22 protein-coding genes are annotated in these 20150 nt (G+C 41.5%); 13 read left to right on the top strand and 9 right to left on the bottom strand.

Annotated elements, in window-relative coordinates; genetic code table 11:
- Position 1 precedes the first annotated feature (1 nt).
- The 4 genes from AAA970_RS20075 to AAA970_RS20060 all read right to left on the bottom strand — a co-directional run bounded on the left by AAA970_RS20075 (position 2) and on the right by AAA970_RS20060 (position 2411).
- Positions 2-940, bottom strand: a complete 939-nt coding sequence (locus AAA970_RS20075) for an exonuclease domain-containing protein (protein WP_338238681.1) — start codon at positions 938-940, stop codon at positions 2-4.
- Positions 941-962: 22 nt separating this feature from the next.
- Positions 963-1604, bottom strand: coding sequence for a porin family protein (locus AAA970_RS20070; protein ID WP_338238680.1), 642 nt, complete (start codon positions 1602-1604; stop codon positions 963-965).
- A gap of 117 nt (positions 1605-1721) precedes the next feature.
- Entirely contained in the window at positions 1722-1880 is a 159-nt protein-coding gene (locus tag AAA970_RS20065) for a DUF5522 domain-containing protein (protein WP_338238679.1), read from the bottom strand.
- A 63-nt stretch (positions 1881-1943) separates the two neighbouring features.
- Complete coding sequence (locus AAA970_RS20060; RefSeq protein WP_060689365.1) at positions 1944-2411, bottom strand: hypothetical protein; 468 nt, start codon at positions 2409-2411, stop codon at positions 1944-1946.
- Between the two features lie 198 nt (positions 2412-2609).
- On the opposite strand from AAA970_RS20060, the gene speD reads away from it, so the two are divergent.
- From speD to AAA970_RS20040, 4 genes are all read left to right on the top strand, one after another.
- Positions 2610-2984 (top strand): adenosylmethionine decarboxylase, encoded by a 375-nt coding sequence (speD, locus tag AAA970_RS20055; RefSeq protein ID WP_060689364.1) that lies wholly within the window; start codon positions 2610-2612, stop codon positions 2982-2984.
- Positions 2977-4050 (top strand): agmatinase family protein, encoded by a 1074-nt coding sequence (locus tag AAA970_RS20050; RefSeq protein ID WP_338238678.1) that lies wholly within the window; start codon positions 2977-2979, stop codon positions 4048-4050. Before speD ends, AAA970_RS20050 begins: the two co-directional genes overlap by 8 nt.
- A gap of 203 nt (positions 4051-4253) precedes the next feature.
- The gene (locus AAA970_RS20045; RefSeq protein ID WP_338238677.1) at positions 4254-5579 is read left to right on the top strand and encodes a serine hydrolase domain-containing protein; all 1326 of its coding nucleotides are present in this window, start codon (positions 4254-4256) and stop codon (positions 5577-5579) included.
- Positions 5545-6198 (top strand): TatD family hydrolase, encoded by a 654-nt coding sequence (locus tag AAA970_RS20040; RefSeq protein WP_338238676.1) that lies wholly within the window; start codon positions 5545-5547, stop codon positions 6196-6198. Before AAA970_RS20045 ends, AAA970_RS20040 begins: the two co-directional genes overlap by 35 nt.
- Before the next feature lie 444 nt (positions 6199-6642).
- Here the strand turns inward: AAA970_RS20040 and AAA970_RS20035 are convergent, their stop codons facing one another.
- The gene (locus AAA970_RS20035) at positions 6643-6768 is read right to left on the bottom strand and encodes a hypothetical protein (protein WP_338238675.1); all 126 of its coding nucleotides are present in this window, start codon (positions 6766-6768) and stop codon (positions 6643-6645) included.
- Positions 6769-6789: 21 nt separating this feature from the next.
- On the opposite strand from AAA970_RS20035, the gene AAA970_RS20030 reads away from it, so the two are divergent.
- Complete coding sequence (locus AAA970_RS20030; protein ID WP_338238674.1) at positions 6790-7518, top strand: tRNA threonylcarbamoyladenosine dehydratase; 729 nt, start codon at positions 6790-6792, stop codon at positions 7516-7518.
- Between the two features lie 16 nt (positions 7519-7534).
- On the opposite strand, the gene AAA970_RS20025 is transcribed toward AAA970_RS20030, so the two are convergent.
- The gene (locus tag AAA970_RS20025) at positions 7535-7885 is read right to left on the bottom strand and encodes a hypothetical protein (protein ID WP_338238673.1); all 351 of its coding nucleotides are present in this window, start codon (positions 7883-7885) and stop codon (positions 7535-7537) included.
- Positions 7886-8606: 721 nt separating this feature from the next.
- Between AAA970_RS20025 and AAA970_RS20020 the strand changes: the two genes are divergently transcribed.
- The gene (locus AAA970_RS20020) at positions 8607-10007 is read left to right on the top strand and encodes a type III PLP-dependent enzyme domain-containing protein (protein WP_338238672.1); all 1401 of its coding nucleotides are present in this window, start codon (positions 8607-8609) and stop codon (positions 10005-10007) included.
- Between the two features lie 444 nt (positions 10008-10451).
- Here AAA970_RS20020 and AAA970_RS20015 read toward each other — a convergent pair whose 3' ends face one another.
- Positions 10452-11297 carry an SDR family oxidoreductase gene (locus AAA970_RS20015; protein ID WP_338238671.1) on the bottom strand — a complete coding sequence of 282 codons (846 nt, stop codon included), beginning with the start codon at positions 11295-11297 and terminating at the stop codon, positions 10452-10454.
- Positions 11298-11573: 276 nt separating this feature from the next.
- Here AAA970_RS20015 and AAA970_RS20010 point away from each other — a divergent pair, with 276 nt between their 5' ends.
- The 6 genes from AAA970_RS20010 (at position 11574) to AAA970_RS19985 (ending at position 17479) form a co-directional block, all read left to right on the top strand.
- Positions 11574-12614 carry a DUF4421 family protein gene (locus AAA970_RS20010; protein ID WP_338238670.1) on the top strand — a complete coding sequence of 347 codons (1041 nt, stop codon included), beginning with the start codon at positions 11574-11576 and terminating at the stop codon, positions 12612-12614.
- A gap of 480 nt (positions 12615-13094) precedes the next feature.
- Complete coding sequence (locus AAA970_RS20005; protein WP_338238669.1) at positions 13095-13949, top strand: DUF1295 domain-containing protein; 855 nt, start codon at positions 13095-13097, stop codon at positions 13947-13949.
- A 92-nt stretch (positions 13950-14041) separates the two neighbouring features.
- Positions 14042-14911 (top strand): M90 family metallopeptidase, encoded by an 870-nt coding sequence (locus tag AAA970_RS20000; protein WP_338238667.1) that lies wholly within the window; start codon positions 14042-14044, stop codon positions 14909-14911.
- 573 nt (positions 14912-15484) lie between these two features.
- On the top strand, positions 15485-15748 hold the full coding sequence (locus tag AAA970_RS19995) for a hypothetical protein (protein WP_338238666.1): 264 nt from the start codon (positions 15485-15487) through the stop codon (positions 15746-15748).
- Between the two features lie 207 nt (positions 15749-15955).
- Entirely contained in the window at positions 15956-16795 is an 840-nt protein-coding gene (locus tag AAA970_RS19990) for an AraC family transcriptional regulator (RefSeq protein WP_338238665.1), read from the top strand.
- 123 nt (positions 16796-16918) lie between these two features.
- Complete coding sequence (locus AAA970_RS19985) at positions 16919-17479, top strand: carboxymuconolactone decarboxylase family protein (protein WP_338238664.1); 561 nt, start codon at positions 16919-16921, stop codon at positions 17477-17479.
- A 215-nt stretch (positions 17480-17694) separates the two neighbouring features.
- Here the strand turns inward: AAA970_RS19985 and AAA970_RS19980 are convergent, their stop codons facing one another.
- Both AAA970_RS19980 and AAA970_RS19975 read right to left on the bottom strand, forming a co-directional pair.
- The gene (locus tag AAA970_RS19980) at positions 17695-17931 is read right to left on the bottom strand and encodes a hypothetical protein (protein WP_338238663.1); all 237 of its coding nucleotides are present in this window, start codon (positions 17929-17931) and stop codon (positions 17695-17697) included.
- A gap of 130 nt (positions 17932-18061) precedes the next feature.
- Positions 18062-18994, bottom strand: coding sequence for an Rpn family recombination-promoting nuclease/putative transposase (locus AAA970_RS19975; protein WP_338238662.1), 933 nt, complete (start codon positions 18992-18994; stop codon positions 18062-18064).
- A gap of 298 nt (positions 18995-19292) precedes the next feature.
- On the opposite strand from AAA970_RS19975, the gene AAA970_RS19970 reads away from it, so the two are divergent.
- Positions 19293-20117 carry an alpha/beta hydrolase gene (locus tag AAA970_RS19970; RefSeq protein ID WP_338238661.1) on the top strand — a complete coding sequence of 275 codons (825 nt, stop codon included), beginning with the start codon at positions 19293-19295 and terminating at the stop codon, positions 20115-20117.
- Positions 20118-20150: the final 33 nt, after the last annotated feature.

The following is a 20150-nucleotide window of genomic DNA, read 5'->3' as shown; positions in this document are numbered from 1 at the left end:
ATTAAGGGAGTGAAATAGGAGCTTTTTTTACTAATTCAAGGTTTAATTCTCCTCCCCGGTTTTCTATACCAATGAGATCGAATCGTTTGGCTCCTTGTTTTTGAGCGGCATTATAGGGCGGCCAATTTTTTTTGATATATTGATTTTCCTTTAATAGCGCTAATAATTCCCCATGGGTTTCTTCCACTTTTATATCAGCAATTTGCTGTATCATGGATTGCTTCTGTTGACTGTCTGAACCCTGATCAAAATGATTGAGCACTCTTTTTTGAATGTTTTTGGCCTTGCCGATATATAAGATTTTGCCCCGATCATCATGGAAAAAGTAGACTCCTGCATCCGTGGGTAGCTCAAATAAAAGTTTTTTTTCAATCTTGGGAGGGAATAACTGTTGACGGTCAAAGCGGATTGCCTCTAATAAATATTCCGGATCCCGCTGAATGCCTAGTTTCAGGATTTCCAAAGCAATAAGGGCATCCGGGTGTGCCTGGTGCAGGTCTTTAAATCCCAATTGCAGGAATTCATTGATCGTGTTTAATTTATGATTTGGAAGTTCTGGAAACAGATGTTTAGCCAATTTGAGGGTGCATAATTTTTTGGGGTGAAAGGCTAAACCCTGTTTTTCAAAGGCATTTTTCAAAAAGCTAAAATCAAAGCTGATTTGATGCGCAACAATGATACAATCCTTTAATTTTGAATGAAGCGACTTCGCAATGGTTTCAAAACTAGGGGCTTCCTGTAGGGCGGAAGGCTTGATTTTGGTCAGTTGAATAATGGCATTGGGAATGGTTTTTTCCGGATGAATAAGTTGATGGTACTCTTCTATGATTTCACCATTTTTGAAATAAATGATGCCTATTTCAAAAATGCTATCCTGATCTGCCTTAAAACCAGTAGTTTCAAGGTCTACCACCGCAAATACTTTTTCCTCCAAAGCCATTCCCAATGTTAAGGGAATTGCCTTAGAAATAAAAGGCAAGATCAATCATGAGTAGGTCTTTTTTCAATCGAATATCCTCTCCTTTACTGGCCGCATTGATTAAGCCTCTTTGATACACCAATCCTAGTCCAATTGTATTGCCAAAGGAAAGATCATAAGTTATCCCACCGCCAAGGACCAAAGCTACATCCATAAAGAAGAATTTATCAATAATTTGGTTACCACCAGTTTCCTGGTTAATGAGGAAATCAACCGTTCCTCCAAGTTGCGCATAGGCACGTAATTCATCCGTGATGGGGTTGGTAAGTAGTTTTACCGTTAATGGAACCTGCAGATAATGAGTTTTATAAGTTTCCTTAAACTTTCCTCCCCCATCTTCAGGTCTGGCTTCTATTTTTGCTCCTTTCGGAAGGTAGATTATTCCAGTGCTGAAATAATAATTATCGCCGAATGGTTTATCTGCTACCAGACCAAAGGCAAGCTTGGTACTCGTACCACCAGGGCTAATATCAAAATTTGAAGAATTATCATCCAGTCGATTGAAAGAAAATACCGGGGAAATTTTTAACCCCAATTTTAGTTTTTGTTCGCTTTCCTGAGCAAAAGATTTTCCACCAATAAATAGGAGTGCCAACAGGCTTAAAAGTAGTCGTAAGTTTCTCATTCGTAATGAATATGGTTTTTTCAAAGAGAATAAAAAAAAATCACCCAAAAAAGGAAAAGAGAATAAATTAAAGGGGTATGTTTTTTGATCGTAATAGAAAGCTGTATCTGCCCACCGCTATTTGTAGGGACATTCCGGACACTTATGCATTCTGCCGGGTTTGCAACAATGCCCTCTTTTAAGGTGGAACTCTTTGGTAAAGACGGTCCTTCCGCGTTCATCCTTATAATAATCCTTTCCTTCCTGCAGTTGATTTATGTTTACCGGAATCGCCATCGTTTTTTTCTTTGAAGGTAAAAAAAAGCGCTCAAATGCGCTTTCTTTTATTTCTATATTTCTTTAAGGCTGTGCTACTGGGAGATTGGCCATCACCTGCGCCTGAAGGATCATGTCTAAATAGCTTTCTAATTGAATTATTTGAAGGGCTCGCGCTCCGGAAAGGCTTTTTTGTAAAGATTTATGGTACGCTTTATCTAATTTTGCGATTTGTTTTTTCTTGGCCTCCAAATTTCCAATGAGCTCAAGTGCCTCTTCATCTGATATGTTTCCCTCTGTTTTAATGTATTCCATTAAGTGCTCCAATCTGCCGGAATAGGCTTGCTTTCTTTTGGCGTGGTATTCATCATAAATCGGCCAAAAAACTTCAGACTCTTCCGGGCTTAAATTAGTGTTGGCCATCATGATGGCTTTCCTTTCTGCCTGTACATCTGCACGAACCATTTCAATATAATCGTTCATATTTTGTGCCTGAACGATGGAGGTTGCTGCAAAGAAGAAAAAGAAGAGGGCAGTAATTTTATTAATCATGATAGGGTATTTAAAGTGATAATTTTTTGAATGAGAAATTTTTATGTTAATTACGAATTTCAGTAAGGTGAGTCTTATTTTCAGTCAACATTGTTTTGCCTACCTGAAAAAATATTTTTTATTAAATACGGGTTCCTAAAGTAGGGATGGGGATTTCATGGATTTTTTTTCATCTTTGCAGCTTAGATTTAAGTATTCATGAATTCATTTTTTCCTCCCAAGGGTAAACATCTCTTGCTAGACCTGTCGAATTGTACGAAACCATTATTGAACGATGCGGCTGAAGTAGAATTAATTTTAAAACAAGTGGCGGAAGAATCCGGCGCCACAATTGTATCATCTTTTATTCATCAATTTAAACCTGTAGGCGTTTCAGGAGTTATAGTAATTCAGGAAAGTCACCTTTCTATCCACACCTGGCCTGAAGAAGGTTTTGCCTCCTTTGATTTTTACTCCTGTGGCGATTCTGTGGATTTAGAAGGGAGTGTTGAGCGTTTAGTTAAGGCTTTCGAGGGAGAAATTCACGAAATGAAAATAATAGATAGGGGTTTTGTGCCCTCTGATCATGATTAAAGATAAAAAACAACTGCAGATTGCCGGATTTAACCCTAACGGAGTTGGGGTGCAGGGCACTTTATTCGGAATGCCGTTTGATCAGGAAACGGCGGATTTAGTTGTGATCCCTATGGAATGGGATGTGACGGTTTCTTATGGTGCAGGAACTCGAAAAGGGCCCTCAGCAATATTACAAGCTAGTCCTCAGTTGGATTTCTATCAGGAGGATATTCCTGATGCGTGGAAAATGGGCGTTACTTTAGGGGAGTTTCCCTCATCTTTCCGGCTGGAGGGGGAACAGTTACGTCCGGAAGTCGAGGCCTATATCGAAGCCATGGAATCTGGAGAGGTTTCTGCGGGATCTGCTGCTTTCATTCCCTTGCTTGACAAGGTACAGAACGCAGGGGAGCGCGTAAACGACTGGTTAAAACAACAATCCCTCAACTTAATGGCGCAAGATAAGCTGGTAGGTGTTCTTGGAGGAGATCATTCCACTCCTTTGGGCTTAATCCAGGCTCTTGCGGAGCTTCGGGGTAATTTTGGTATTCTGCAAATCGATGCCCATGCCGACTTACGAGATGCCTATGAAGCCTTTGAATTTTCTCACGCTTCCATCATGTTTAATGCGCTGAAAGTAGAGCAGGTGGAAAAATTGGTGCAGGTAGGAATTCGTGATTATTGTGAAGATGAGGCTGTTTTGGCCGAGCATAGCGATGGCCGGGTTCAGATGTTTACGGACCGCAATTTAAAGGAGGCAGCATTTAAAGGCATTACTTGGCATGAAAAAGCCATAGAAATTGTGCAGGCATTGCCTGATCAGGTTTATATTAGTTTTGATATTGATGGTCTTGACCCTAAATACTGTCCGAATACCGGAACGCCTGTTCCGGGGGGAATGGAATTTGATCAAGCGATGTATTTAATCGAGTTGGTCGTAAAAGCGGGGAAAACAATCATCGGTTTTGATCTTTGTGAAGTTGGAGAAAGTGATGACGAATGGGATGCCAATGTAGGGGCTAGAGTGCTGTACAGACTCTCTAATTTAATGGGGGTTTCTCAAAATAGGCTGAAATTCAAGGATTAGAATGCCAAAATGCGTAACAAATTTTGAATTGTTTAAGGCCTTGCGTAATTTTTGCACGGTTTTTTCAAATAGAGTATTCAATTAGGGGAAATTCTTTTTTAGAACGGATTATTTTTGTTGTGAATTTGCTTAGAGGGAGAAAAAAAATAAATTTATTCAAGGCGGTTTTTTGTGCTTCATTAACATTGTTGCTCATCTTTCCGATGAAGCCTTTTCAGGCGCATCGGGTAATAAAGATTGACTACGATAAAGAGTACCTGACGCCCGCTCTCGAAAATTTTGTTTCTGAAGGAGAAAGTTTCAGCCGGATGAACGCCTATCTTGATCGTTGGTTAAAACGATGGGAAGTAGTGGGTGCTTCAGTCGCGGTGATGAAGAACAATAAGCTGGTTTATGCAAAAGGCTTTGGACATACCGACGAAAATCAGCAACTGGAAGTAAATCCCACGCATTTATTTCGTGTGGCCTCCATATCCAAATTGATCACGGCCACTGCCGCAATGAGGTTGGTGGAGGCTGGCATTTTGGAATTGGATCATTCGGTGTTTGGGCCCACCGGATATCTAAAAGGCGGGATCTATGATCAGTTTAGAGACAGTCGGGCATATAAGATAAAAGTAGAAGATCTGATTTATCATCGAGGAGGGTTTACCGCCAAGCTAGGGGATCCACTTTTCGATGCTCCGAAAATTGCCGAGGAGATGAGTTGGGAATTACCTCTTCCTACTGATAGTCTTATTTCTTATACTTTAAAGAAACGAAAATTACGTTATACGCCTTCAAGAGGCTATGAATACAGTAATTTTGGTTATTTGATTCTGAGTCGGGTGATTCAGGAAGTGACCGATATGCCCTATGAAGAATTTGTAAAATGGAGCATTTTGCAACCTTTGGGTATTAAGGACATGGAATTGGGTAAGCCTTTGGAGCAGGACAGAAATAAGTTTGAAGTAGCGTATTACGATTTTCCAAAGGGTGAAAAACGTGCCTCCAACTTTAAAGTTAATGAGGAAGGGCTCACCACCGCTTCGGCTTCCGGGCTTCCGTATTTAGAGGGAGCAGGTGGCTGGATTGCCTCTGCTTCAGATTTGGTTCGGATGGTGGCGGGCATCGATGGTGTTCAGGATGGGGTGGTAACTGACATTCTGGCGCCGGAAACCGTTGAACAAATGGTGACGCCGCTTGATTCGAAAAATCCGTCTTTGGTGATGGGTTGGCGGGCAGCCAATGAAGGACGCTGGTGGCGAACGGGCACTTTGGCCGGTACCAGTGCAATGGTTTCCCGCGAAAAAGATGGCACCGTTTGGGTTATGATTTTGAATACTTCTACATATAAACGAAATTATATGCCCTCCCAGATTCGATCTGCCATGCGTTATGGAATGGCATTGGTCAAGGACTGGCCGGATCGGGATTTATTCGATAATTATCTTTACGGGGGTCGTTACCTGAAGCATTCCACGGTGCCACCTCTGAATCCGAAGGAGTTAGTAAATGAAGCAAGCATTTCCCAAACATCAATTCCTTGATATACATTCCCACCTTTCTCCGGAAGAAGGGGTGTTTCGTCTTCGAAATTTTTTCTTAAGCGAAAAGCCTGCTTACCCGGCCTCGCTGGGTTATCATCCGATGCATATTCGGGGGGACTGGAAAGTTTCCTTCCTGAAAAATGCGGCCAAATTCTCTGATTCTGAGGTTTTGTTGATTGGCGAATGTGGTTTTGATAAACGATATGCGCAATATTTCACAGAACAATCTCAGGCTTTTGAATGGCAATTGCAGTTGGCTTTAGAACTTCAAAAGCCGATGGTATTACATATGGTAAAAGGTTGGGGGCAGCTGAATGCGGTTTTGGCAAAATTTGAGGAGCTTCCGCACCTGCTTGTTCATGGCTTCAGGGCTAAACTACCGCTGGCTCATCAATTATTACAGCGGGGATTTTATTTATCCTTCGGTGAAGCACTTTTAAGAGACAACCACCTGCAGCAATGTTTTGCCCAAACTCCAATAGATCGTATTTTCCTGGAAACCGATGAGGCAAATATTGATATAAAACAACTCTATCAAACCGCCGCTACGCTCCTTAAATTGAATGTGAGCGACCTTCAAGGCCAAATTTGGGAAAACTTCGAACGATTATTAGGCTGATGCAGGAGCTTGCCACTTTTGTATTCAATCCCACTAATGTGGCTCCTTCTTTTTAGCAGCTCGTTTATCCGAATTATTCCCCTCCAGGCTTGGTGTAATGCACGAATGGCCGCTACTTCTTTTTGTTGGTATTGATTTTACGGATTTTGTAATAGCTCAATTTTGGGCAGGCTTGCTTTCTCCTCATTCCTCTGTGTCCTTGAAAAAACTTGAAATAGGTAGAATTTCTTCATTTTCTCCGCCTTTCAGCTAAAGAAGGATTTTTAGCAAGAATTATTCGGCTTATTTGTCAGGGAGTTACGGTTTAGGCTAATGAACGGATAATCCCCTGTTTTGAGTTTTGTAAGGAAGAAAATGACCGATGAACAAATAGGCATGGACAAGATTGAGCTATTGAAATATCAGCTGCAATAACTTGAAAGGATTGACCAATAGGTCTTTGGGTCAGGTTTGTACAGCAAACTGAAGTCCATTGGTGTCATGCACATCAAATGCACTCAAAGCAATCAGCTTCTTGCCTAAGCGATCATCTATAGCAATTTTGATGGGCCATCGTTTTCTGAAAAACATGATATTCCTTAGCTTTGCCTCATGGATAGAACATGGTTGGAACGCGCCGAACTTTTATTAGGTGCCGATAAATTAGATAAATTAGCCAATAGCCACGTTTTGATTGTGGGCCTGGGCGGAGTAGGTGGATTCGCCACGGAATGCATCGCCCGCGCCGGAGTGGGAAAAATGACCATCGTGGATGGCGATACCATTGATGAATCAAATCGTAACCGGCAATTGGTTGCTTTGAAAAGCAATACCGGTAAGCAAAAAGCAGATGAATTAGGCGCACGCCTGATGGACATCAATCCGGATTTGAATTTGCGTGTGGTGAATCAATACCTGACAGATCCGGAGATTCAGGAGCTGTTGGATTCGGATCAGTTCGATTATGTGATGGATTGTATTGATACGCTGACACCGAAAGTATACCTGATCACCAACTGTCTAAGTCGTAAATTGCCATTGGTTTCTGCTATGGGTGCGGGTGGCCGAATGGATCCCTCCAAAATTATGGTGGCGGATATCAGTAAGTCTTATAATTGCAAATTAGCCCGCATGTTACGAAAGCGGCTGCATAAGCAGGGCATTCGTAAAGGCTTTAAGGTTGTATTTTCTCCGGAAGATATCGATACTTCCAGAGTATTTGAAGTGGAGGGACAAACCAATAAGAAATCGGTCATTGGGACGATCTCTTATATGCCGCCAATGGTCGGTGGTATGGTCGCTTCAGTAGTGATCCGGGCGCTGCTTGGAGAAAAAGTATAAATTAAAAAGGCCTGTTTCAGGCCTTTTCTCTTTTAAAGGTAAAAATGCCCAATACCCCCTGTGCATCTTCCGCTTCTCCCACAATTAGTTGGTCATTTATGATTTGTCCGTCCCAGCTATCCAGTTGATAATCCATTTCAGGATCTCCTTTTGTGATTTTATAGTCCGTCGCCTGAAGTTTTAGGTGGTTGTCTTCAATTTTACCCCGGGCTTTAAGTTCTACTTCAAAAGGGGCCTCTCCTTCACTCTCCTCTCTAAGTTGAAATATTCCGGAAATAATGCCATTGGCAGATTTGATTTCTACGGTGCCGAAAGACTTCCCGTATCCGAAGTCTTCCATATAATTCCATATTCCGTCCGGATTCATATGATTTTGATTTTTTTGCAAGATTAATTCCTTCCTGATAAAAATGCACGGCTTTTCGTAAAAAACTGTTTATCCCATAACCCCGTGGTCTTTGCAATAGGCCTCTTTTCATTTGGAGCTGATACCCTAGTTCTTGATTGTTAGCCATCTTGTTTTTCACGCTGAGCTTATTTTGTTCTCAATTCTCTGTTTTTATTGATTATGGATTAAATAAGTGCCAGGACTGAATAGTTGCTGCTGTATCTTTTTAAAGAAGGCAGCCTCTATTAATAGGCTGTGTGCCACTTTGATCTTTTCGATCAAATTCATTTGACTTGTTTGAGCTATATCAATGGTGCATGCAATTGTTTTGCTCAGGTTTGACGCTGTTGATGAAAAAGTTCCTTTATTGAAGTAGCCCTGCGAATTGCCGGTCCTTACCATTGAAAGGGCATTGGATTCAGGGATCGAAAGGATTTTAATGGACAATTATTATCTAAATCTAATGCACCTACTTGAGGTCCACTAAAAGGTAAGTAAGTTTATTAAATTATGCTGGTGAAATCCAAAAAATGAATTAGATTGCCTCCCTATTTCCCGATGCGGATCCATGGAGTAGCCACATAGCCTGTTTAGCGGGTGTTTGTGATCGCAATTGGCCTCAGGAGGAATTAAATTAATATGGTTTTAAAAATTTAAAAGCGTTGGATGAGTAGCATCCATCTCATTTACTTCTACCCTAATGAAGGACAAGTATATTGATTTAATTGAACAAACTTTCGATTTTCCAATCGAAGCGTTTGATGTCAATGAACAAGGTGAATTGGCATTTGAAGATATTCCATTGATGGATTTGATTAAGCAGTATGGAACCCCATTGCGTTTTTCTTATTTGCCGAATATCTCCCGTAATATCCGCAGGGCCAAAACTTGGTTTAATGTAGCCATGGCAAAGGTCGACTATCAGGCCAGTTATAATTATTGTTATTGTACTAAGAGTTCGCATTTTTCCTTCGTGGTGGAAGAGGCGCTGAAGAATAATATCCATTTGGAGACCTCTTCTGCTTTTGACATTAACCTGGTGGAAAATCTTGCTGAGCGAGGGCTGATTAAGCAGGATAATTTTATTATTTGCAATGGATTTAAGCGGGATACTTATGTAGAGAATATTGCTCGTCTGATTAACAATGGGCATTACAATACCTTTCCGATTCTGGATAACTATCAGGAGCTGGAATCATTGTCCGAGTTGGTGGATCAAGACAAAACCCTGAATCTGGGTATCCGGATTGCGAGTGAGGAGGAGCCAAAATTTGAGTTTTATACCTCCCGTTTGGGCTTGGGGTATAAAAGCATTGTTCCTTTTTATCAGGAAAAGATTAAGGACAATCCGCGTTTTAAAATGCGAATGCTGCATTTCTTTATCAACACCGGAATTCGGGATACCGGTTATTACTGGAACGAATTACGCAAATGTCTGAATGTGTATAAGGACTTGAAGAAGATTTGCCCGGAATTGGATTGTCTTAATATCGGTGGTGGATTTCCGATTTCCACTTCATTGAATTTCGGCTTCGATTATGAATATATGGCGGAAGAAATTATTGCTCAGATCAAGGCCATGTGTACAGAGGAAGATATTCCGGAGCCTCATATTTTCACCGAATTTGGTTCCTTCACTGTGGGAGAAAGCGGGGGGATGGTTTATTCCATACTGAATCAAAAACCGCAGAACGATCGGGAATTCTGGAATATGATTGATAGCTCTTTCATGACTACCCTGCCGGATGTTTGGGCGATCAGCCGACGCTTTATCATGTTGCCGATAAACCGATGGAATGATCCCTATGAGCGGGTGCTATTGGGCGGGATGACTTGTGATTCGGATGATTATTATAATTCGGAACAGCATGCCAATGCGATCTTCCTGCCCAAATTTGATAAGCAGAAGCCGTTGTATATTGGTTTTTTCCATACAGGCGCCTATCAGGAGACGATAGGGGGCTTTGGTGGACTACAGCACTGTTTGATTCCGCAACCCAAGCATGTGATTATTGACCGGGATGAAAACGGGGAGTTAACGACCCGACTTTTCTCTAAAGAGCAAAGTCATAAGGCAATGATGAAAATTTTGGGCTATTAGCAGGGATTTTCGGGGCAGGGATAGAGGCAAGGGCAGCGCCCGATGTGGAGTTCCTTTTGGGCAGGCGGTCCTTGTCGGTTTTTAATCAAGTGGCCCGCCCAAAAGAACGACTGCCGAGAGCCCGCCGCGCGGCTGCGCGGGCCCCCATAAAAAAAAGAGGAGTGGAATGGATCTGCTCCTTTTTTTATTTTGTACGGTTTTAGCACCATCTTTCGAAGTAAATAACTTTCATCCCAATGATCCTCCCCAAATTCAAGTAATCTACAATAGTAGTTTGATTTCAGGTTCCGGGGAAATGTTTCAGCTTTATTTAGCCTGAATTCGGCTGCCTTCGCTTTCTCCTCATTCATCAGCATCGTGGGAAAAAAAAGGGTCTGAATTTTTATCTTTCTATCTTACGGATTAGCGAGGATTGAGGCATGATTCATTGGGCTTATCTTAAACTTAGAGTTGGTAAGCTTCGATGGCCTTTTGCAGGGCAACTTCGCTTTTTTCAAAATGAATACCCGCCTCCGCAAGTTTGCCATTGGCCAGGCGGATGTCGCGATAGGGCGCCTTTTTTTCTTTTAATAAATCGAGGGGAATGTTGACAGTCTGCATGATTTGTCGGACTACTTCATGACGGGAGAGGTCATTTTCTGAGCCGAAATGATAGGTGCCAAAAGGAATACGGGTGATCTGCGTGAGTGCGTGAAGCAGTTCATAAACGTCGGTAAGGCCACGGTATTCGTTTGGGGCCGCCTTTATATCTGTTTTTTGATAGGCTGCCTGAAGTGTGGACCATAAGATATTTGCGCCGATTTTACCTTCACGCTCCGGCATTCCAAATACCCAGGTGAGGCGGAGAATCCAGTGCTCAGGACAAACTTCCCGGATGGCCTCTTCCGCCCAAAGTTTAGTTTTACCATAATAGGTATCGGGCTGAGGGATGCTTTCTTCGGTGTAAGGTCCTTTTTCAGGATTGCCATTGAAAAGTTGCTCGGTGGAGAAGAAAATCAGTTTGGCACCTATAGCACGGGCCTGTTCTGCTATACATTTTGTTGCCTCCACGTTGATCTGATAGGCCAGCTGCTGATTCGCCTCACAGCCTTCGGTGGTGGACATGCCGGCGGTGTGAAAAATCAGGTCAGGTTGAAAGTCCTGAATAAAATTTTTTACTGCCCGATGATTGGTGATGTCAAGGGCTTTTCTGTCAGGGTTTTGTACTGTGTTGTTCCCCTGTAATAATTGGGTCAGGCGGGCCGCAATGAAACCTTTTCCTCCTGTTATGAGTATTTTGAGCTTATTCATTCGTATAAAGATTCAGAGATGTATTTAATTTAAAAATCCTTTGAGTAGTCAATTAAATATTGATGAAATCAGGGGATTTTGAGTGAAGTATAGAAAGAAAAACAAATTATTAATTGAATAATACAGTTTAAGACTGAAAATTAGCAGATCGAAAAGAAATTTAGGCAGTTGATTGGACTTTTCTATCTTTTTAACGGTTGATTTCAGAATTTCGGTATGTATGATGACTAACAGATGACTTATAGCGCGAAAACTACTTTCTTTTTTTTAACCGTAATGTTGCTTTCCAAAATGGCGGCTGGACAAATGCTGGAGGATAGCTGGGTAGCGCAAATGACGGGAATATATGATCATGATAAATGGCGAGGTTATGATTCTGCCTATGTCAGGGATTATTCCCATTTATGGACTGTGCGACTGATTTCCACCTATAAAAACAATCAGTTCCGAATTATTAATGTTGACAAGGATGGCAACCTGCACCGATTGAAATACAGTCCGGTAGCGCCTTGGAGTGTGGGGGTTGGCATGAACCATAATTGGCTGGGGGTGAATGCCAGTCTTACCCTTCCTTCCGGACAGGACGGACTTAAAGATACCGGTTCTCAGATTGATATTATCGGTCGTTTTTATGGCAGAAAGATTGGTGGGGAGCTTCGTTTTCAATACTTTAACGGGCACTATGCAGAAATTCGGCCTGTAAATCCATCGGGATTGGGCAGCGTGATTCCTTTAGAAGACAGTCCAAAGCTCAACTCGCTGATTATTTCAGGTAATGCCATGTATGTGTTTAATCAGAAAACCTATTCCTATATGGGGGCGATTACCCAGACGCAATGGCAGCGGCAAAGTGCAGGTAGTTGGATGGTAGGCGGATTGCTGAATTATCATTCTTTGTGGGCGCATAAGGATAATTCGGCTATGGAAAAGGAGGAATTGAACCTCGATAATAGTCAGTATGTAACTTTGGGCGGCACTGCAGGGGGAGGCTATACCTTTGTTTTTGATAAGCATTATTACATTGGAGGCACATTTATGGCGGGCATTGGAGCCAATTATATTTTCCTCAATACCTATTCAGACCTGCAGGATAATCAAAATTTTTTCCGTCCTTCTTTGGTTTCGGTGGCAAGAATCGGAATTGGTTATAATTCCAATCATTTCTTTGCCGGCATACAAGGGATTCTGGAGGGGAATTATATTCTTATGGAGGGATATGACCCTACTTATATACAGGGCTATTTGCGATTAGCAGTAGGTACGCGTTTGAATTGGTCCTCTAAGAGTAAGGTATTACATGAGATGGGATTGGATTAAGCTTAATTATGTATTGAAAGGGATAATGAAATTGCCACATAGACTTATTTTATGGGTGGTCTTGATTTTTTTCGTGAACTTAAAATTGGCTAAACTCGACTAAGCTTGCTTTTTCCTCATTTATTTTCTTGGCAAAAAAAGAAGTGGGGTACTAATCCTTGTATTTTGGTCGCCCTTTGGCCAAAAAAAGATTTAAGCCTAATTATTCCACATCAGATTTACAGACTGCATTAAAGCTCCTAATATTTTTATGGAAGTGTCGGCTTTGTTGATTTTTATAGCCCAAATTTAGGCAAGCTAGCTTTCTCCTCCTTCCTCTGCTTCGTAGGAAAAAGCTTGTTGTAAGGGCCTGTTCCTCATTTTTTCCGTCTTGCAACGGAACGAGGATTTAGGCCTGTAAGTCTGTTGCTAGCATGAATAATTCGGGATAATTTGATAATCTATTTTATTGGATTATTTTAAGGGTTAAATAATAATCCTATGCCTAAAAGCAAATCTCTTCTGATCGTTTTTATTATTTATGTTTTGGCCTTTTTAGCCGCTGGCTATTTCCTGCAATATTGTGCGGATCCCTATTCCATTTGGAATGTATTCTGGGCAGATGTAATCGCCACGGTAATCGTATTCGCCGGGAGCCTTTTATTTCGAAATTCCAGTATTTATGATCCTTATTGGAGCGTAATTCCTCCTGCGATTGCACTTTACCTTTCTCAAGGAATAGGAGGGGATTTTCACAGGAATGTTCTGGTGATTGGCGTAGTGATATTTTGGGGATTAAGACTAACGTTAAATTGGGCTAGGGGCTGGAAAGGAATGGCTGAGCAAGACTGGAGGTATAGCCAATTATCATCTCAAACCGGCATTTGGTATTGGGGCGTAAGTTTTTTCGGCATTCATATGATGCCGACACTCTTGGTTTTTTTGGGCTGTATACCACTGTGGAATACGCTGGGCAGTGATGCTCCTCTGGACATAGTCGACGGACTGGCCGCAGGGATTTGTTTTGTTTCCACGGTGATTGAATGGGTAGCGGATGAGCAATTAAAGATGTTTAAAAGCAAGGCAAAAAAAGGAGAAAATATGGAGCGCGGTCTTTGGAGTATTTCCAGACACCCAAACTATTTTGGAGAGATAGGTTTATGGTTCGGTTTACTGGTGTTTTCCATGGGGAATCCCGGATTCCAATGGTGGGAAGTTGCTGGTTATGTTGCTATGCTTGTCCTTTTTATTTTCATTTCTATTCCAATGATGGAAAAGCGAATGCTGGCCAGCAGGCCCCTGTATTCGGATTACCAAAAAAGGGTACCGATGCTATTTCCTTTCCTTAAAATTTAATTAAGGGGACTAGTTTTGTTCGCATTATTTCTTCAAAAATCAAAGAAATTCCCATCTTGTAAAATTAATTTTAAAAGAGAGATTCTGAGGACATGGGATTATTTATTTTTTTAGGACTGGCAGGGGTTTTTATCGCCGTATTTTTTCTGAATTATTATGGAAAACAATGGAAATCACCGGAAAAGGGTGGGTTTCCACCACTATGGCGGAAGCCCTTACAAGAGAAAGTGGCCTTTTACAATAGCCTGAGTGAAGAAGAAAAAGAGCATTTTGAGTATAAGGTAGAGGAGTTTTTACTCAACCATAAAATTACCGGTGTCGGGGTAGAGATAGATATCACGGACAAATTGCTGGTTTCCGCTTCAGCCGTGATTCCGATTTTTAAATTTGATGACTGGCGCTATGATAACCTTTTTGAGGTGTTAGTGTATCCGGATCATTTTGATGAAAACTTTAATACTGAGGGCGATGGCCGTAGTATTCTGGGCATGGTCGGTACCGGATATATGGAAGGGAAAATGATTCTTTCCCGCAAAGCTTTGCACCATGGGTTTTCCAATGAAAAAGACAAGAAAAACACAGCCATCCATGAGTTTGTACATTTAGTCGATAAAATGGACGGGAAGGTAGATGGGATTCCTGCTTTGCTTTTGGAGAAGCAATATGCTTTGCCCTGGCTGGATATGATCAGTCAGAAGATGGAAGAAATTTATGCAGAAAAGTCAGACATCAACCCTTATGGAGGGACCAACCAAGCCGAGTTTTTTGCTGTAGCCAGTGAGTATTTCTTTGAAAATCCGAAGGCCTTACAACGCAAGCATCCTAAGCTGTACGATATGATGGAGGAGATTTTTGAGCATGATATGGCTGAAAGGGAGCAGGAATTGAAGAAAACGAACCTGAGCCGCAATGCCCCATGTATTTGTGGGAGTGGGAAGAAGTATAAGCATTGTTGTGGTTAAATCGGATAGTGGCTTAGGAATATTGAAGCAGTATTTTTTATAATTTTTTCTCTCACGTGACGAACCTTTGGATGGAAGTTGGTCATTATATTTTTTATTCTATGAGCTCTACTCAAGCTATTTACCATTTCTTTTTACATATTTTTTTGGGCTTTATCACGCTTTGCCTTTGCTGGGTGATGTCATTTTGGTTGCCACTTATTTTTTTACCATCCTGGGTTTTCGTGGGAGTAATTTTTTTCCCTTTTTTAGCGGCGATCTATGGTCTATTGAACCGCGTGAAACATACACTTTTATTAACCCGGATGATTCATGCTTAAATCCTCGTTTAGCTGTAAGGCGGAAAAAATGATGGAATAGTTCCCTATTTCGAGTTTTTTCCAACGAAACATATGAATGAGGAGAAAGCAAGCCTGCCAAAATTTGTGCTATTATAAATCAAAGAAAATAAACTGTAATGAACTGAAATTAAATTACTTGCGATTTGTTAATAAATATAGCGGTGAATAATTCGGGTTAAATCGCAAGGCCTATGCCTGCTACTTAGGGGTTGCATTTTTGTTTATACTTTTATTGATTAATTTTTCCGGAGCGAGTCAGTATCAGGAAATTATACTTCCACTTGAGGTGGATCATCATGGGGAGTATTGGGTAAGTCATGAAGGGGAAAATATTCAATTGTCCGGAGAGAATGTGTTGGATGAATATTGGGATCATGCAGTATGGGGTAAAATTGTGCTTCGACGTGGTAGATTAGGCTGGCTAATTGTCGAAGAGCAGGACCTACTAAATAATGAGTATAAAACACTGGATTTCATGAAATGGGAGGAGGATTAACTTTCGAGCTGTACAAAAATGCTAAATTGCTTTCGTGCATGTAGACGCTTTCTCCAACAAAGAAAATGACGGAGCCTGACTTACAAATTTTTTATTGTTGTCGTCCGAATGGCTTTTGCTTTTTTTCTTTCCCTCCAACAACCATTTCCCTTTTCTGAAACAGATTAATTCCATATTATTCGGGAAGTTCGCTATTCGGAAAAATCTATGAAAACCGTAAAACAAACCTTTGATTACAAGGATAAGGTAGTGATTGAGAAGGCCACTATTCGTCCGCCCTACCGACATGAAGCCATTTTTCAAAATCAGGGTTGTTTTCTGCATTTAAAAGGTGCGGCCACGCTGGTGCGATCGGCACAGGATAATATACCCCTTCAAAGTCAGGATGCGGTGCTTTTGAAATGCAATACCTACTTTATTGATTTTTTAAAAGGCCGGGAGGAAGATGAGCATGAGGTGGTGGCTTTCCATTTGTATCCGGAGCTATTAGAAAAAATTTATAATAAGGAATTGCCTCAAATGGTCCGACAACTGGGCAACAGCCCCAAAGCTCAAAAAGTAGATGCGCATGTCATTCAACAATTCATTGCTTCCATGGATTTTTACTTTGAGCATCCGGAATTGATGAATGAAGAGTTAATGGAAATGAAAACCAAGGAACTGGTAATGTTGCTGGTTCAAACCGGTAATATTTCTTCTATTCAGGAATTGCTTTCAGATTTATATCATCCACACAGGGCTAATCTTCGTGAGGTAATTGAACTACATACTTTTTCCAATTTATCTCTGGACGAATTGGCCGAACTTTGCCACATGAGTTTGTCTTCCTTCAAGCGTGCTTTTAAAAAAGAATTTGGCCAAAGTCCCGCTCAGTATTTAACAGGAATCCGGCTCTCTCGGGCCAAAGAATTATTACGCATTTCAGATCAACCTGTTAGCGATATAGCCTATGAGCTCGGATTTAATGATCCTCTATATTTTACCCGTCTGTTCAAAAAACATGAAGGACTGGCGCCTACCGCCTTTAGGGAGCGATTTTCAGCCTGAACCAATTCTCCATATCAATGGGCTTTTTGTCCATTTGCTTGTTTTTGGTGGTCACTACCTTTGTAATAACAAATCAGGGGAATGCTTGCCATTCCTTTTTCGTCAACAAAAAATTACAAAGCTATGACTGCATTTAAAGTTCATAACCTCGAATCCGCTCCCGAAAAAAGTAAGGCTTTAATGGAACCTGCATTAAAAAGTATGGGCATGATCCCGAATCTTTATGGCACGATGGCCGAGTCTCCAGAATTATTGCAGGCATATCAGCAGCTGCATCAGCAATTTACCCAAACTTCCTTTAATGCAGAGGAACTGACGGTGGTTTGGCAGACTATTAATGTTGAGCATGAATGTCATTATTGCGTGCCAGCTCATACTGCTATCGCACATTCCATGAAAGTGGATGCCGGCATCACGGAAGCTTTAAGGAATGAATCACCATTAGCCAATCCAAAGTTGGAAGCGCTAAGAGATTTTACCCTTAGTGTGGTGCGCAACAGAGGAAATGTTAGTTCGGCGGACTTGGAAGCCTTCTATGCTGCGGGTTATGGACAAAAACAGGTTTTAGAAATAATTTTGGGTTTGTCCCAGAAAACGATAAGCAATTATGTGAATCACCTAGCGAAAACTCCAGTGGATGCCCCATTTCAGGCCTTCGCCTGGGAAAAAGAGACTGCACAGTAAAATATTTTAGCCGGAGCTCAGTAAAGGGTTCCGGCATTTTACTTTTTGGGGCTATCCCTCACAGGCTCGGGTCGGGCTGTCGGTAGTCGCTATTTTTTCCGGCCCGCTTCGCTTTAAGGCTGAAAAAATGAGCTCCGACAATACCTCCATCCCTTAGCCAGGGGGACGGTGTTTCAATCTCTAAGCAAGGGTAACTTTGTAGTTTAGGACCAGATTCATGCCTTCACCCAATCCTGCACTTGTTGAATGCTCACCTTTAAAATATCAGCAATGGTTTTGAGGTCAAAACCCTTTTCATGCATAGCCCGAGAGGTGGCGATATTGGTCGCTGTTTTTCCTTCTTCTCGACCTTCTGCTAGTCCCTCCGCCTTATCTTCTTCCCGACCAATAATCTTTCCCTTTTCTTCGCCTTTTTTCTCGGCATGATCAAGTGTATTTTGGTAATCTCTCATTTTTTCTGGGTTCAAGTGATAATCCGGGGACTTTAGGGCTTTAGCTTATATTATTTTATGAAAAGCTGTGATGCTTAAAAAGGATTTGGAGCATGTTAGGAGGCTCTAAAGCGAATTCAAAATTCGGTCTTTATTTCTTCACCCAATCCTGTACTTGTTGAATGCTCACCTTTAAAATATCAGCAATGGTTTTGAGGTCAAAACCCTTTTCATGCATAGCCTGAGAGGTGGCGATATTGGTCGCTGTTTTTCCTTCTTCTCGCCCTTCTGCTAGTCCTTCTTCTCGACCCTCCGCCTTACCCTCTTCCCGACCAATAATCTTTCCCTTTTCTTCGCCTTTCTTCTCGGCATGATCAAGTGTATTTTGGTAATCTCTCATTTTCTCCAGATTTATGTGATAATCACGGGCTTCTTCGGGCTTCAATTTAGCAATTTTTGCGCGTTCGAAGAAGCGTAAGAAAATTCTATCCCGTAGAGCGGCGGGGCGTTGCTCTAATTTTGCCAAATTTTTGAACAGAAACAGCCATTTGTCCTGCCTGTTTTCTAATTGGTTTAACGGTTTATTGAATTTAGGGACTTCCAGATAAATGAAATTCACTTTTTGACTGATGGGTACCAGGCTTTCGGTATGTGAAATCAGGGCGTGATGGATGATTTGATTTTCGGGAAATGCTTTTTCTTCCAACAAAAATTGTAAGATGTTGATGGAGTAAACAGTGTTCAGTTCATACTGCCACTGGGGACCTTTTTGTCCCTGTTCCTGCAAAAGGAAGGAAAGGTAATAGATACTCCGGTCGATGAGGTGATCCTGTCGGGCTCTTTGGAGTTCGATGATAAATCTTTTCCCCTCCTGATTAGTGCAAAGTAAATCAAAAATGGCTAATCGGTCAGTCTCCGTTTTGGGTAGGTGCTCATTCTTTCCGTACTCAAGACTGGCAATTTGATCGTGGGCAGGTAGAAATTGATTCAGAAAATCAATGAGGGCCTCTTTGCTTTCCTCTTCTCCGAAAAGTTTTTTGAAACCAAAATCCGTGAAGGGATCAATGAATATTTCTTTGGACATAATGGTTTTTTCTATTTCTCTTATGAAGAAATATATTCGGGGGGAAGTTCTCCACAGGATAATTCGAGCGTGTAAGAAATGCTACCTTTTGATTAAAATTGTTTGTGTCCGAATAGAATCCGGTAGTTCAATGTTACAGGAGATGTTCGGAAGGATTTTCTAATGGCTTCTCTTGTGTTGGAATAATAGCGATTTACAGGGAACGGAGCCGGTTGATGACAGGAAAAATGGTAATTCTTTTATACTGTTCGTTTAAATTGCTTTTATTTAAATTTTTAAATGAGGAGAGATTTTTCAAATGAAGATTATTAGCGTACTGTCATTTTTATTCTTTTGCGCCAACAGTATTTCCGGGCGTGCAGCAGCGGTGGATACCGTGGAGGTTGTTGCCCAAAAAATGATGAAACCTGTTAAAAGCGTGATCCTGCAGCCGACCGTAAGGGAGCAGGACAAATCCTATCCGGTTTTATATTTACTGCATGGAGCCTTTGGCAAATATGACGATTGGGTTAAAAAGGTGCCGGAACTGCAACAATGGGTAGATCATTATGAAATAATTGTCGTGTGCCCGGATGGAGGCTATAATTCCTGGTATTTCAACAGTACAAGGGATGATAATTTTCAATATGAAAGTTATATCATGGAAGATTTATTGCCGTGGGTAGAGGAACATTTTCCAGTGAAAAGGAATCGGAAGGGAAGGGCCATAAGCGGGCTTAGCATGGGGGGACATGGCGCTTTTTATCTGGCGACGGGCTATCCGGAAATTTTCGGAGCAGTGGGGGCCATGAGCGGCGGGCTGGATTTTCGCCCATTTCCTGATAATTGGAATATTAAGGATCGTATTGGTAATTTTAATGATCATCCTGCGGCATGGAATGAGCGGGTGGCGGTAAATCGGGTGGAAAGGTTGAAGCCGGGACAGATGGCGATTGCTTTCGATTGTGGGACCGGGGACTTTTTTTACGAGGTCAATCTGCAGCTCCATAAAAAATTGGAACAGTTGGAGATTCCCCATCAATTCACGGTGCGTCCGGGAGGCCACGATTGGGCGTATTGGAGTAATTCCTTAGAATATCATATGGTGTTTTTTCATCGGTTTTTTTCAGGTTCTACTGAATAATTGGCTCATCCTGAGCAATAACAAAAACGGCCG

The sequence above is a fragment of the Persicobacter diffluens genome (assembly GCF_036244895.1).
Taxonomy (GTDB): Bacteria; Bacteroidota; Bacteroidia; order Cytophagales; family Cyclobacteriaceae; genus Persicobacter; species Persicobacter diffluens.
Note: the sequence above shows the minus strand (reverse complement) of the source record. Positions and strands in the feature narration are given on the sequence as shown.

Coding starts and splice junctions, on each gene's coding strand:
- AAA970_RS20065 (WP_338238679.1), bottom strand. CDS start 1,880: ATGGCGATTCCGGTAAACATAAATCAACTGCAGGAAGGAAAGGATTAT.
- AAA970_RS20070 (WP_338238680.1), bottom strand. CDS start 1,604: ATGAGAAACTTACGACTACTTTTAAGCCTGTTGGCACTCCTATTTATT.
- AAA970_RS20035 (WP_338238675.1), bottom strand. CDS start 6,768: ATGTTTTTCAGAAAACGATGGCCCATCAAAATTGCTATAGATGATCGC.
- AAA970_RS20015 (WP_338238671.1), bottom strand. CDS start 11,297: ATGAATAAGCTCAAAATACTCATAACAGGAGGAAAAGGTTTCATTGCG.
- AAA970_RS20060 (WP_060689365.1), bottom strand. CDS start 2,411: ATGATTAATAAAATTACTGCCCTCTTCTTTTTCTTCTTTGCAGCAACC.
- AAA970_RS20005 (WP_338238669.1), top strand. CDS start 13,095: ATGCCTAAAAGCAAATCTCTTCTGATCGTTTTTATTATTTATGTTTTG.
- AAA970_RS20075 (WP_338238681.1), bottom strand. CDS start 940: ATGGCTTTGGAGGAAAAAGTATTTGCGGTGGTAGACCTTGAAACTACT.
- AAA970_RS20045 (WP_338238677.1), top strand. CDS start 4,254: ATGAAGCCTTTTCAGGCGCATCGGGTAATAAAGATTGACTACGATAAA.
- speD (WP_060689364.1), top strand. CDS start 2,610: ATGAATTCATTTTTTCCTCCCAAGGGTAAACATCTCTTGCTAGACCTG.
- AAA970_RS20020 (WP_338238672.1), top strand. CDS start 8,607: ATGAAGGACAAGTATATTGATTTAATTGAACAAACTTTCGATTTTCCA.
- AAA970_RS20030 (WP_338238674.1), top strand. CDS start 6,790: ATGGATAGAACATGGTTGGAACGCGCCGAACTTTTATTAGGTGCCGAT.
- AAA970_RS20010 (WP_338238670.1), top strand. CDS start 11,574: ATGTTGCTTTCCAAAATGGCGGCTGGACAAATGCTGGAGGATAGCTGG.
- AAA970_RS19975 (WP_338238662.1), bottom strand. CDS start 18,994: ATGTCCAAAGAAATATTCATTGATCCCTTCACGGATTTTGGTTTCAAA.
- AAA970_RS20040 (WP_338238676.1), top strand. CDS start 5,545: ATGAAGCAAGCATTTCCCAAACATCAATTCCTTGATATACATTCCCAC.
- AAA970_RS20025 (WP_338238673.1), bottom strand. CDS start 7,885: ATGAATCCGGACGGAATATGGAATTATATGGAAGACTTCGGATACGGG.
- AAA970_RS19970 (WP_338238661.1), top strand. CDS start 19,293: ATGAAGATTATTAGCGTACTGTCATTTTTATTCTTTTGCGCCAACAGT.
- AAA970_RS19985 (WP_338238664.1), top strand. CDS start 16,919: ATGACTGCATTTAAAGTTCATAACCTCGAATCCGCTCCCGAAAAAAGT.
- AAA970_RS19990 (WP_338238665.1), top strand. CDS start 15,956: ATGAAAACCGTAAAACAAACCTTTGATTACAAGGATAAGGTAGTGATT.
- AAA970_RS20000 (WP_338238667.1), top strand. CDS start 14,042: ATGGGATTATTTATTTTTTTAGGACTGGCAGGGGTTTTTATCGCCGTA.
- AAA970_RS20050 (WP_338238678.1), top strand. CDS start 2,977: ATGATTAAAGATAAAAAACAACTGCAGATTGCCGGATTTAACCCTAAC.
- AAA970_RS19980 (WP_338238663.1), bottom strand. CDS start 17,931: ATGAGAGATTACCAAAATACACTTGATCATGCCGAGAAAAAAGGCGAA.